Below are 12,663 nucleotides of genomic sequence, written 5' to 3' on the forward strand. Positions count from 1 at the left end.
GCGTAGCTGAATTTGGTGACGATCCGCTCATGGATGTCGGGGATCAGCCGCCGCCCGACCTCGTCGAGGATCCGTTTTTCCAGGATCGGGCGTACCGTGTCCCAATCCCCGGCATATTTGCCCATGTGCGGCACCGGGGCGAGCACGTAGAAGGTCGAATGGCCCTCCGGCGCCAGCGACGGATCGGTGACGGTCGGGTGATGCAGGTAGAGCGAGAAATCCTCGCCCAGCAGGCCATGTTCGTAGATGTCGTCGAGCAGCCCCTTATAGCGCGGGCCGAACAGGATCATGTGGTGTGGGATTCCCGGCCATGATCCCTTCACGCCGAAATGCACGACGAACAGCGACGGCGAGAAGCGCTTGCGCTCCAGTCGCGCGGCCGTCCGCTGCGCCGCGCCCGATCCGGGCAGCAGATCGCGATAGACGTGCATGATATCGGCGTTGGCGGCGAGCATGTCGGTTTCGATCCGCGCGCCGCGCCGCGTGTCCACCGCCGTCACGCGATCACCCAGCGTTTCGATCCGCGTCACCGCATCGTCCAGCCGCAGCGTGCCGCCCAGCCGCTCGAACAGCGCCACCATCCCCGCGACCAGCCGGTTGGTGCCGCCGCGCGCGAACCAGACGCCGCCGTCGCGCTCCAGCTTGTGGATCAGTGCATAGATCGCGCTGGTCGTCATCGGATTGCCGCCGACCAGCAGGGTGTGGAACGACAGCGCCTGGCGCATCCGTTCGTCCTTCACGAAGCTGGATACGATCGAATAGACCGAGCGCCATGCCTGATATTTGGCCAGCGCGGGTGCCGCCTTGATCATCGACGCGAAGTCGAGGAAGGCGACATGCCCCAGTTTCTCATATCCCTCGCGATAGACGCCCGCGGAATAGTCGAGGAACCTGGCATAACCCGCGACATCCGCCGGGTTCAGCTTCGCGATTTCGGCGCGCAGCAATGTATCGTCATTGGTATAGTCGAACGTCGATCCGTCCGGCCAGTGCAGCCGATAGAAAGGCTGGACCGGATCGAGCGCGACATCGTCCGCCATCCGCTGCCCCGACAGCGCCCACAATTCCTCCAGGCACGCCGGATCGGTGATCACGGTCGGCCCCGCGTCGAAGGTGAAGCCGTCGCGTTCCCAGTAATAAGCGCGCCCGCCCGGCTTGTCGCGCGCTTCCAGGATCAGCGTCTCCACCCCGGCGGATTGCAGCCGGATCGCCAGCGCCAGCCCGCCGAACCCCGCGCCGACGACGATCGCGCGCGTCATCGCACCCCTCCGCGCAGCGCAGCGATCGCGCGCGTGATCGGCACCGGCGGGCGGCCCGACAGCACGCGCAGCTTGTCCCACGCGCTGGTTTGCCCGGCGTAGAAACGCGCGACCAGCGCGGGCGACAGGCGATAGAAACGTTCCAGCACGCGATAGCGCTGGTCGGGGTCGGCGGCCTTGAACAGCATGACGTCGAGCATCCGGTAAAAGCGGCGCTCCTCCCACAGGCGCGCCGCATGATCGTGGGTCAGCGCGTGAAGCGCCCCACCGCTAAAATCGTTTTGCGCGGCAATAAGATGCGCCAGCCGCACAGCATCGGGCAGCGAATAGCCGGTGGTCGGATGGAACAGCCCGGCGCGCACCCCCGCTTTGGCGACCTTGTTGCCGCCCGAGCGCCAATAGGCCTCGAAATCACCGCCGGTGACGACCGGCAGCACGCCCTGTTCGCGCCGGATCGGCGCGCCGGTCCGCCAGCCGCGCGCGTCGGCATAGGCGTCAATCCGCGCGCTGATGGCGGGAACGTCCAGCGTCGCATGGTCGCTGTAATAGGTGTCCTCGATCAGCAGCGTGTCGGCGGTGAACGGCAGCAGATAGACGAAGCGATAGCCATCGACCTGTTCGACGGTGGCGTCCATCACCACCGGCCGTCCGACGCCATGGCCGTGCGCCACCGGCAGTTCGTGCCCGACGAACTTCTGCCAGCCGCATTCCAGCGCGGCGACGTCGGCGATGCCGCGGGCATCGATCACCCCGCCCGCCGCGAGCCGGTCGCCGTCCGCCAGCACCACCGCGGTCGCACTGCACGCCAGCGCGCGCCGCCCGGTCATGATCGCGCGCGCCGGCAGCACGCTGCGCACATGGGTGTCCAGCCGCTCTGACCGGATCGTATGATAGGCCTGGGGCAGCGTGCGCGTCAGCGTCGGAAAGCGCACGTCATAGGCGGGCCAGACATGTTCGATCAGCGGCGTCAGCCACGCGCGCGCCGCGCTGGTCACGTCGCCTTCGAAGAAGGACCAGAAATGGTCGCCCCCGATCCGGTCGTCCGCCTCGATCAGGCGGATGTCCATCGCCGGATGCCGCTGCGCCACCGCCAGCGCGATCAACGCACCGGCCAGCCCGCCGCCGACGATAGCCAGATCGCATTTCAGAAGGGCGGGCATAGGACAGCGCTATACCATGGCCGCGCCCGGCGGAAGCCTGATGAACGAAGGGCTAAGGTTCAGGGGGCGCCGCTACCCGGGCGGCACGAACGGGGCTCATCGCGCTTCTTCCCGTGCGCCCGCGCGCCGGATCGGCTACATGGGCGGCATGCCGGTCGTTTTCGCCATCCTGCTGTCCGCCGTCGCGATGTCGGTGATCGTCGCGGCACGCTATCTGCTGGCGAGCGGCGGGTTCGCGCTGGCGACGCGGATCCGGCATCGCGGCCTGTATCGCGGGCTCGATCCGCAGATCCGGCGGGAAATCGCGTGGAGCCTCGCCTCCGCCGCCATCTATGGCGCACCGGCGGGGGTGATCGCCTGGGGCTGGCAGAATCGCGGCTGGACGCGGATCTACGGCGATATCCATGCCTATCCCTTGTGGTATGCGCCGCTTTCGGTGCTGCTGTATCTCGTCGCGCACGATACGTGGTTTTACTGGACGCATCGCTGGATGCACCGGCCCAGGATATTCCGCGTCGCCCACGCGGTGCATCACGCCAGTCGTCCGCCGACCGCCTGGGCGGCGATGGCCTTCCATCCGGTCGAGGCGCTGACCGGCGCTGTGGCCATTCCGCTACTGGTCTTCGTGATTCCGATCCATGTCGTCGCACTCGGGCTGGTGCTGACGGTGATGACGGTTATGGGGGTGACCAACCATATGGGCTGGGAAATGTTCCCACGCTTTATGTGGCGGGGGACGGTGGGACGCTGGCTGATCACGGCCAGCCATCATCAGCGGCATCATGAGCGGTATGGGTGCAATTATGGCCTCTATTTCCGGTTCTGGGACCGGCTGTGCGGAACGGACGACGGTCTCGGCGACTTCGCGAGGGAGCGCGCGCGGGCGCCAGCGCGAGGGACGGGCGCGCGCGGGGTGGATCGCGCTCGCGGCGGGGCCGATGATCGCGTCGCTGATCGGGGCCGCGCCGGTGGGGTCGCTCGACGTGACGCTGGACAAGGTGCGTTCCGCGAAGGGGCTGATGCGGGTCTGCCTCACCGCTGATCCCGCCAATTTTCCGAACTGCGTCGACGATCGGGACGCGGTGACCCGCACGATCCCGGCGGGCCAGCATCACTTCCGCTTCGCGGCGCTGCCGCCGGGCGATTATGCGGTGGCGGTGATCCATGACGAGAATGGCAATGCCCGGCTGGATACGTTCGCCGGCATTCCGAAGGAGGGGTTCGGCTTCTCGCGCAATCCCCCGATCCGGTTCGGCCCGCCGCGTTTCGCCGCCGCGCGCTTCACGCTGGCGGGTGATGCCGAACAGCAACAGGTGACGATGCGATACATCCTCTGACCTGATTTACGGACACAAATCGCCCGGTGACTGGTTGCGCACCCAGAACATTGGGGATTTCTGGTGCGTATGACATTGTTGACCATCCGGCGTCACGCCGCGGCGCCGCTGGCCGTTTCGCTGGCGCTGATCGCGATACCGGCGCTGGCACAGAACAGCGACTTGCCGGCGGCGCCGGCCGCCACGCCGGACGCCGGCGCGATCGGTGATACGATCACGGTCGCGGTGGCGGGCGCGCTGCTGCCGGATTACGAGGGATCCGACGATTATCGGCTGGTGCCCGGCCCGGCGGCGATCGGTACGTTCCGCAACCTTTCGTTCCAAGTGCTCGGCAATCGGGCGTCGGTCGATCTGATCCCCTCCGCTCCCGGTCCGACCTGGGATTTCCAGGCCGGTCCGATCGGCGTCCTCAACTTCAACCGCAGCAGCCTGGGCTCGATCAGCGATCCGCGCGTGAAGGCGCTCGGCGAGCGCGGCACCGCGATCGAGCTGGGCGGCTATGTGGGCGTGGGCAAGACCGGGGTCGTCACCAGCGACTATGACAAGCTCACCGTCGCGGTCAGCTATCGCCGCGATATCAACGGCGTCCATAGCAGCGGTATCTTCACCCCTTCGGTCAGCTATTTCACGCCGCTCAGCTTGAAGGCCGGGGTCGGCATCTTCGGCGCGGCGGAACGAGTCGAACGCCGCTTCGCGCAAACCTATTTCGACGTCGATGCCGCCGGCTCCGTCGCGAGCGGATTGCCGGTGTTCACGACGCGCGGCGGATGGAAGCACTGGATCGTCGGCGTGGCGGGCACCTATGCGCTGACCGGCAATCTGCTGAAGGGCTGGAAGCTGATCGGCGGCGTTACCTACAAGCGCATGCTCAACGATTTCGCGGACTCGCCGACGGTAGCGATCGCTGGTTCGCGGACGCAATGGCTCGGCGCGCTCGGGGTCGGCTATACGTTCTGATCGATCGCCCGATCGCCCGATCCCCGGGCGTGCCGCCACCATGCCCCCTTGGCAGCGACGCGATAATCGATCATCCGCTGCCATTGGCGGAATTGCCGGCCTGCCTCGCCCGGACAGCGCATGTTCAGATAGGGCGCGGCAGGCCGGCGGCTGAAACGGTGCAGGGAAGGGTGGGCGATGAGCGATAGCGAACGGATGATGGAGGCGCTCGACGCCCGCGTGCAGCGGCGCGATTCGCGGCGCGCCTTCTTCACGCAAGCGATCGGCGCGGCCGCGGGGGCGACGATGCTCGCCGGGCAGGCGGCGGCGCAAACCGCGACGCCCACCCCCACACCGACGCCGTCCTCGACGACCACATATACCGATATCGACATCCTCAATTTCGCGCTCAACCTCGAATATCTCGAGGCGAATTTCTATTCCTTCTGCGCCACCGGATCGGCGCTGGGATCGGCCGATATCAGCGGCGGCGTCGGGACGGCGGGCGCGGCGACCGGCGGTCGCCAGGTGGCGTTCGGCGGCGACACGATCATCGCGCAATATGCGGCGGAGATCGCGGCCGACGAACTGGCGCACGTGCGCTTCCTGCGCGCGCAACTGAGCAGCAGCACGGTGACGATCGCGCAGCCGGCGATCGACCTCGGCGTTTCCGCCACCAGCGCGTTCAGCAATGCGGCGCGTGCGGCGGGGGTGATCACCGGGGCGTCGGCGGTCTTCGATCCCTACGCCTCGACCAACAACTTCCTGCTCGCGGCCTATCTGTTCGAGGATCTCGGCGTTACCGCGTACAAGGGCGCGGCGCCGCTGATCTCGAACAAGACCTTCCTTGAGGCGGCGGCGGGGATCCTCGCGGTCGAGGCCTATCACGCCGCCACGGTGCGCTCGCTGCTCTATCGGCGCGGGCTGCAGACCCCGTCGGCGCTGCTGGTCGAAAGCGCGGGGCAGATTTCTGCGGCCCGCGACTCGTTGGACGGCACGCCCACCGAGGATCTGGTGCGCGGCATCGCGCCCAACGACGATCCCGGCATCGCCTCCGTCACCACCGCGGACGGGTTGGCGTCGAACATCGTGCCCGCCAACGCCAACGGCATCACCTACAGCCGCAATCCGGCGCAGGTGCTGAGCATCGCCTATCTCAGCGCCTCCGCCGCCACCGCGGGCGGTTTCTTCCCGGCCGGGGTCAACGGCACGTTCAAGACCAGCGGAGCTTCGATCTGATCGCGCGCCTGCCCGCGCCGATCACCGTCTCCCCCGTGTTTTCAGGAATGCTGTCATGATCAAGGACTCCGTCTTCGCCGCCATCGAGGTCGCCAACCAGCAGCGCGCCGCGCGCCGCCGTTTCATCAAGCTGGCCGCCGGCTCCACTGCCGTCGCGGGCAGCCTCGCGCTCTTGTCCGCCTGCGGTGGGAGTGACGATCCGTCACCGACGCCCACCCCGACGCCGACGCCCACCGCCAGCGGCACCGGCGTGGCGAGCGACATCGCGATCCTGCAACTGGCGCTGAACCTCGAATATCTGGAGGCGCAATTCTATTCGATCGCGGTGCTGGGGCGCGCTTTGCCCGAATCAAGCCTGACGGGCAGCGTCGGCACGCGTGGCAATGTCACTGGCGGGCGGCAGGTCAATTTCGCCGGCGAGCCGATCATCGGCCAGTTCGCGCGTGAGATCGCCAATGACGAGATCGCGCACGTCAACGCACTGCGCAGCGTGATCAGCGCCGCCGATCCGGCGCTCGTCATCAATCAGCCCGCGATCAACATCGATGGCAGCGCCACCGGCGCGTTCGCGAAAGCGGCGCAGGCGGCGGGCATCGCCAACGCCGACGGCACGTTCGATCCCTATGCCAGCGTCGACAATTTCCTGCTGGCCGCGTTCCTGTTCGAGGATGTCGGCGTCAGCGCCTATAAGGGCGCTTCGCCGCTGATAACCAGCGCAGTCTATCTGGAGGCGGCGGCCGGTATCCTCGCCGCGGAGGCCTATCACGCCGGGCTGATCCGGAATGAAATCTACCTGCGCGGCAACGATGCGCGGCTCAAGGCGAACAAGCTGGCGGACGCGCGCGATACGCTCGATGGCCCTGGCGTGCGCGACGGCAGGCTGGCGACGGTGGATGCCACCGGCGCGGTGACCGGCCCGAACCTTACGCCCGCGGATTCGAACGGCCTCGCCTACAGCCGCTCCACCGGGCAGGTGCACAATGTCGTCTATCTGCGCACCGACGCGGGGATCGGCGGCGGCTTCTTCCCGGCGGGGACGAACAATTCGCTCGAGTCGCTGCGGACCAGCGCAACTCCGACCGCGACGCCGAGCCCCACCCCGACCGCGACCTGACCCCGATCAGGCCACGAACCGACGACGATCGACCAAGATGGCGCGGGCAGCCCTTTCTTTCCGCGCCATATCCTTTATGGTGTGCTCCACCCCGGGGGGCCGTTGACGCGCGGCTGAGAGGGGGGCAGCAGCCTCCGACCCGCTGAACCTGATCCGGCTGACACCGGCGTAGGGAGGGAAGCGGCGCGTTACTTCACGTCCGTGCTCCTCCCGGCAAGAGGAGACGAAGCATGGCCGACCTTCCCGCACGTACCGAAATCGGCGTGACCACCGGCCCGATCCGCGGCAGCCGCAAGATCCATGTCGGCCCGCTCAAGGTCGCGATGCGCGCGATCGACCTGGAGCCGTCGTGCGGGGAGCCGCCACTCAACGTCTATGACACGTCGGGCCCGTACAGCGACCCCGCCGCCCGCATCGATATCATGGCGGGGCTCCCCGCATTGCGGCGCGACTGGATCGTCGCGCGCGGCGATGTCGAAAGCTATGACGCGCGCGTGATCCGGCCAGAGGATAACGGCCAGCTCGGCCCCGATCGTTCGGGCGGGGTGCAGCCCTTCCCCAATGTCGTGAAACGCCCGCTGCGCGCGAAGCCGGGCGCGAACGTCAGTCAGATGCACTATGCCCGCCGGGGCATCATCACCCCCGAGATGGAATATGTCGCCACGCGCGAGAATCTCGGGCGCGCGATGCTCCGCGATCAGGTTCGCGACGGCGAGAGCTTCGGCGCGGCGATTCCCGATTACGTCACCCCCGAATTCGTCCGTGACGAAGTGGCGCGCGGCCGCGCGATCATCCCCAATAACGTCAATCATCCCGAAACCGAGCCGATGGCGATCGGCCGCAATTTCCTGGTGAAGATCAACGCCAATATCGGCAACAGCGCGGTCGCCAGCAATGTCGCGACCGAGGTGGACAAGCTCGTCTGGGCGATCCGCTGGGGTGCCGATACGGTGATGGACCTGTCGACCGGCCGCAACATCCACGACACGCGCGAATGGATCATCCGCAATTCGCCGGTGCCGATCGGCACCGTGCCGATCTATCAGGCGCTGGAAAAGGTCGGCGGCATCGCCGAGGAACTGACGTGGGAGATCTTCCGCGACACGCTGATCGAGCAAGCGGAACAGGGTGTCGATTACTTCACGATCCACGCCGGCGTGCGCCTGCCCTATGTGCCACTGACCGCGAAGCGCGTCACCGGCATCGTCAGCCGTGGCGGCAGCATCATGGCGAAATGGTGCCTTTCGCATCACAAGGAATCGTTCCTGTACGAACGCTTCGACGAGATCACCGAGATCATGAAGGCGTATGACATCGCCTATTCGCTCGGCGACGGGCTGCGCCCCGGCAGCATCGCCGACGCCAATGACGAGGCGCAGTTCGCCGAACTCTACACGCTCGGCGAGTTGACCAAGCGCGCCTGGGAACAGGATGTGCAGGTGATGATCGAGGGCCCCGGCCATGTGCCGATGCACAAGATCAAGGAGAATATGGACAAGCAGCTGGAGGCGTGCGGCGAGGCACCCTTCTACACGCTCGGGCCGCTCACCACCGATATCGCGCCCGGCTACGACCATATCACCAGCGGCATCGGCGCCGCGATGATCGGCTGGTACGGCACCGCGATGCTTTGCTACGTGACGCCCAAGGAGCATCTGGGCCTGCCCGACCGCGACGACGTGAAGGTGGGCGTGGTGACGTACAAGCTCGCCGCGCATGCCGCCGATCTGGCAAAGGGTCACCCCGCCGCCAAGCTGCGCGACGATGCGCTAAGCCGCGCGCGCTTCGAATTCCGCTGGCGCGACCAGTTCAACCTGTCGCTCGACCCGGAGACGGCCGAGCAATACCATGATCAGACGCTGCCCGCGGAAGGCGCCAAGACCGCGCATTTCTGTTCGATGTGCGGGCCCAAATTCTGCTCGATGAAGATCACGCAGGAAGTGCGTGACTTCGCGGCGAAGCAGAATGCGCCGGTGGAAACCTTCGTCGCGGCGGAAGAGGCCGAGGCAGGAATGGCGGCGATGAGTGAACTGTATCACAAGACCGGCCGCGAATTGTACATGGGTGCCGGTGATCGGGAGCATGATTGACCGCTTGGCGGCCTGAACCAGCTTCGATTCAGGCCGCCGCCGGCAGCGCCCAGTCGATCCGCCCACGGCCGTGGCGTTCGAGGAAGGCGTTGGTCCGGCTGAACGGCCGGCTGCCGAACCAGCCCTTATAGGCGGACAGCGGAGACGGATGCGGCGCCGTGAGCACCAGGTGGACCCCGCCCCGCGTCACGTCGCGGATCATGCCGGCCTTTTGCTGCGCATGACTGCCCCAGAGCAAGAAGACGATCGGCTCCGGCCGCGCGGCGACCGCCGCGATGATCGCATCGGTGAACGCTTCCCAGCCATGTCCCCGGTGCGACGCTGCTCGCGCTTCCTCCACCGTCAGCACGGTGTTCAATAGTAGAACGCCCTGATGCGCCCAGTGCTCGAGATAGCCGTGTGACGCGGGCGGGATGCCGCAATCGCTCGCCAGCTCCTTGAAGATGTTGACCAGGCTGGGGGGTGGCTTGACCCCGGGCTGGACCGAGAAGGACAAACCATGGGCCTGACCGGCGCCGTGATAGGGGTCCTGCCCCAGGATGACCACGCGGACGCGGTCGAAGGGGGTCAGCGACAGCGCGCGGAATCGATCCCCAGCGGGAGGAAAGATCCGTTTGCCCGCGGCTTCCTCGGCCGAAAGGAATGCGCGCAACGTGGCGAACTCGGCCGTTTCGATAGCGGCGCTCAGCGCGGGCACCCAGGAGGGGTCGATCGGGGGCAGGGGCATTGCCCTCGCCTATGGCGTCGTCACCAGGATGGGAAGACCTGCGCGGCCCCCCGAGAGTATCGGCCACATCGCATCGACCGGCGATGCCGTCCCGATCCCTTGCCGGGAGCGGAGCGTCTGTCCCGACGACTGGCTCCCGCCGACGATACCGGCACCAGGGCGTTCCCGTCGATCAACATCACGCGTGCCGATCTGTTGGATCAGAAAAGCTGTCGACCACGTGATCGAGGCGGCGGCGCCATGCGCTGACATCGACCCGCTGGACCGCGCGCCGCAGGTCGTCAGCCCTCGGTCCGCCGCTCGATCAGCCACGGGCGCGGGCGGCCGGTCGGCTTTGCGACGCCGTCCATCCGCACCGCGCGGTTGACGCGCACGGGCACCAGCATCAGCGTGCCCTTCATCGCCTGCCCGGTCGGCTCGGCGAGGATCCGGCGCACCGTCGCCTGCCCGCCAACGACGCGGCCGAACGCGGCATAGCCGGGGTCGCGCGGGCTCCAGTCCATCGACGGCATCGCGCCCAGCGTGATGAAGAAATTGCCGTTGGCCGATCCCGGCGGGCCCTTGCGCGCCATCGAGATCGTCATGTCGAGATGCTTGATCCCGGTCTTCCGGGTCGATTCATGCGGGATCATGTCCAGGAAGCGCCGCGCATCGGTGCGGATGCCCGCCTGGATGAAGCCGAATTGCGGCGCCCGCTTGTTGCGCGCGGTGCGGTAGAAGCTGACCCCGTTGAAACGCCCGTCATCGACGTAACGCAGGAAATTGTCGGTGGTCAGCGGTGCATGTTTGTGGTCGAGCGCGAGCACGATCGGGCCGTCGGCGGTCTCCAGTCGGACGCGCACCCACCCCGGCGTCGCCCGATCCGCGCGCTGTGCCATGGCGGGGGCGGCCAGCGACAGGAGCAGTGTCGGAGCGGCGAACAGGGCGAGCGACAAGCGGATCATGCGCCCGGCTTAGCCGTGTCGCCTCGTGGTGCAAGTCAACGTGGCGCGGTCCGCGCCAGCAATGCGACGAGATCGGCTTGCCACAGCCGCGCCCAGGTGTGGCTGCCATGGCCGCGCGAATCGATGGACTCGGGGATCATCCGGAAGGTGGCGCTCGGCATCCGCTTCAGCGCCTCGGTGGGGAAGGGGAGGTTGCGCGGATTGATGAAGTCGTCCGCTGAGTTGATCCATGTCATCGGTGCGCGGATCGCCTCCAGCTTTGGCCACGGATCGTAGTTGCGCGACGAATCGAGCGCATAAATCAGGTCGTTGGCGTCGAGCCCAGCGATCGACGCGGCAACGCGCTGACGGGCATAGGCGGCCGCCGCGTCCCGCGTCGGATAGGTTTGCTGCAGCCAGATCGGCGCCGCGCCGGCGATGAACAGCAGTGAGGCGGCGGTGCGCAGCCCCTGCGTCGGCTGCACGCTATAGCGGCCCTGGCTCCACGCCGGATCCTGCCGGATCCCGTCGATCGCCAACTGCCGCCACATGCGGTTGAGCCCTGCGATCGCCACCGGCTCACACGCCAGCGGCATGACGGCGCGTGCCGCATCGGGCCATGTCTCCGCCCAGACGAAGGCATGCATGCATCCCATCGACGTGCCCATCAGCAGGCGCAATCGCTTCACCCCCAGCGTCTCGGTGACCAGCCGGTGCTGCAACGCGACCATGTCGTCATAATCATACGCGGGGAACCCGGCCCTCAGCCCTTCCGAGGGCTTGGAGGAACCGCCATGGCCGATATTGTCGGGCAGGATGACCCAGTAGCGGCGGATGTCGAGCGGCTGGCCGGGGCCATAGAGCTGATCCGCGAAGGGCGGCGCGAGGAATTGCTTGCCGGTGCCGCCGGTGCCGTGGAGCACCATCACCGCATTGTCGATCTCCCCCGCCGCGTCGCGGTGCGGCTGGCCGAGCGTGGTATAATGGATCCGCACGCTGGCGAGGCGCTCGCCCGATCCGAACGCGACGTCACGGAAGGTCGCATCATGCTCGCTGATCGGCCAGGTGGTGGCGGGCGCGGGGCGGGGGTTGGCGATCGTCACCGCGGTCGCCTGTGCCGACGCGGCGGCGGGGGCCAGCAGCGCGAACAGCGCGGCGAGGACGTGGCGCAGGCGGATCATCGGCGAACCCTCATCCCCATCTATATCGGCGGCCAACGCCGAGCGTAGCGCGACCCAGCAAAAAGGCGAGGCCATCGTGATGGCCCCGCCCCCTGTCGTTACGCCGGCCGTACGGACGTCACAGCTTCTCGGTCAGCTCCGGCACCAGCTTGAACAGGTCGCCGACCAGACCGATGTCCGCCACCTGAAAGATCGGTGCGTCCTCGTCCTTGTTGATCGCGATGATCGTCTTGCTGTCCTTCATCCCCGCCAGGTGCTGGATCGCGCCCGAAATGCCGACCGCAATATAGACCTCGGGGGCAACGATCTTGCCCGTCTGGCCGACCTGATAATCATTCGGCACATAGCCAGCGTCGACCGCGGCGCGGCTGGCGCCGACCCCCGCGCCCAGCTTGTCCGCCAGCGGCTCGATCAGCTCGTGGAACTTCTCGCTCGATCCCAGTGCCCGACCGCCCGACACGATGATCTTCGCGCTGGTCAGTTCGGGGCGGGTCAGTTCGGCGATTTCCTGGCCCTCGAAGGTGGCAAGGCCGCTGTCACCCGTCGCCGCCACCGCCTCGACCGTGCCGGCGCCGCCCTCGGCGGCCGCCTTGTCGAACGCGGTGCCACGGACGGTGATGACCTTCTTGGCATCCGACGTCTGCACCGTCGCGATCGCATTGCCGGCGTAGATCGGGCGGGTGAACGTATCCTCGCT

The 12,663-nt window shown here is 67.3% G+C and carries 13 protein-coding genes and 1 riboswitch; of the genes, 6 read left to right on the forward strand and 7 right to left on the reverse strand.

The window, feature by feature from the left end; genetic code table 11:
* The coding region (gene crtI / locus ACFDSW_RS10435; protein ID WP_375250228.1) for a phytoene desaturase family protein at positions 1-1,259 on the reverse strand (1,259 nt) is incomplete at its 3' end.
* Complete coding sequence (crtY, locus tag ACFDSW_RS10440; RefSeq protein ID WP_375250229.1) at positions 1,256-2,419, reverse strand: lycopene beta-cyclase CrtY; 1,164 nt, start codon at positions 2,417-2,419, stop codon at positions 1,256-1,258. The genes crtI and crtY, both read right to left, overlap by 4 nt.
* A 148-nt stretch (positions 2,420-2,567) precedes the next feature.
* Between crtY and ACFDSW_RS10445 the strand changes: the two genes are divergently transcribed.
* The 3 genes from ACFDSW_RS10445 (at position 2,568) to ACFDSW_RS10455 (ending at position 4,713) form a co-directional block, all read left to right on the forward strand.
* Positions 2,568-3,461 carry a sterol desaturase family protein gene (locus ACFDSW_RS10445; RefSeq protein ID WP_375250230.1) on the forward strand — a complete coding sequence of 298 codons (894 nt, stop codon included), beginning with the start codon at positions 2,568-2,570 and terminating at the stop codon, positions 3,459-3,461.
* Positions 3,439-3,756 (forward strand): DUF2141 domain-containing protein, encoded by a 318-nt coding sequence (locus ACFDSW_RS10450; protein ID WP_375250231.1) that lies wholly within the window; start codon positions 3,439-3,441, stop codon positions 3,754-3,756. The genes ACFDSW_RS10445 and ACFDSW_RS10450 overlap by 23 nt, the downstream gene beginning before the upstream one ends.
* 69 nt (positions 3,757-3,825) lie before the next feature.
* A complete protein-coding gene (locus tag ACFDSW_RS10455; RefSeq protein ID WP_375250240.1) occupies positions 3,826-4,713 on the forward strand; it encodes a MipA/OmpV family protein in 888 nt (295 codons plus the stop codon).
* On the opposite strand, the gene ACFDSW_RS10460 is transcribed toward ACFDSW_RS10455, so the two are convergent.
* Entirely contained in the window at positions 4,701-4,835 is a 135-nt protein-coding gene (locus tag ACFDSW_RS10460) for a hypothetical protein (RefSeq protein WP_375250232.1), read from the reverse strand. The genes ACFDSW_RS10455 and ACFDSW_RS10460 overlap by 13 nt on opposite strands.
* Positions 4,836-4,890: 55 nt before the next feature.
* Between ACFDSW_RS10460 and ACFDSW_RS10465 the strand changes: the two genes are divergently transcribed.
* The 3 genes from ACFDSW_RS10465 to thiC all read left to right on the forward strand — a co-directional run bounded on the left by ACFDSW_RS10465 (position 4,891) and on the right by thiC (position 9,135).
* Entirely contained in the window at positions 4,891-5,931 is a 1,041-nt protein-coding gene (locus tag ACFDSW_RS10465) for a ferritin-like domain-containing protein (protein WP_375250233.1), read from the forward strand.
* A gap of 55 nt (positions 5,932-5,986) precedes the next feature.
* Positions 5,987-7,045 (forward strand): ferritin-like domain-containing protein, encoded by a 1,059-nt coding sequence (locus tag ACFDSW_RS10470; protein ID WP_375250234.1) that lies wholly within the window; start codon positions 5,987-5,989, stop codon positions 7,043-7,045.
* Positions 7,046-7,127: 82 nt separating this feature from the next.
* Positions 7,128-7,237: riboswitch (TPP riboswitch) on the forward strand.
* 38 nt (positions 7,238-7,275) lie between these two features.
* Complete coding sequence (gene thiC / locus ACFDSW_RS10475; protein WP_375250235.1) at positions 7,276-9,135, forward strand: phosphomethylpyrimidine synthase ThiC; 1,860 nt, start codon at positions 7,276-7,278, stop codon at positions 9,133-9,135.
* Between the two features lie 28 nt (positions 9,136-9,163).
* Here thiC and ung read toward each other — a convergent pair whose 3' ends face one another.
* From ung to ACFDSW_RS10495, 4 genes are all read right to left on the reverse strand, one after another.
* A complete protein-coding gene (gene ung / locus ACFDSW_RS10480; RefSeq protein WP_375250236.1) occupies positions 9,164-9,862 on the reverse strand; it encodes a uracil-DNA glycosylase in 699 nt (232 codons plus the stop codon).
* Positions 9,863-10,143: 281 nt separating this feature from the next.
* A complete protein-coding gene (locus tag ACFDSW_RS10485) occupies positions 10,144-10,806 on the reverse strand; it encodes a peptidylprolyl isomerase (RefSeq protein ID WP_375250237.1) in 663 nt (220 codons plus the stop codon).
* 35 nt (positions 10,807-10,841) lie between these two features.
* A complete protein-coding gene (locus ACFDSW_RS10490; protein ID WP_375250238.1) occupies positions 10,842-11,966 on the reverse strand; it encodes an alpha/beta fold hydrolase in 1,125 nt (374 codons plus the stop codon).
* Between the two features lie 118 nt (positions 11,967-12,084).
* Positions 12,085-12,663: electron transfer flavoprotein subunit alpha/FixB family protein (locus ACFDSW_RS10495; protein ID WP_375250239.1), on the reverse strand; the 579-nt coding region annotated here is incomplete at its 5' end.

This window comes from Sphingomonas sp. (assembly GCF_042091075.1).
Lineage (GTDB): Bacteria > Pseudomonadota > Alphaproteobacteria > Sphingomonadales > Sphingomonadaceae > Sphingomonas.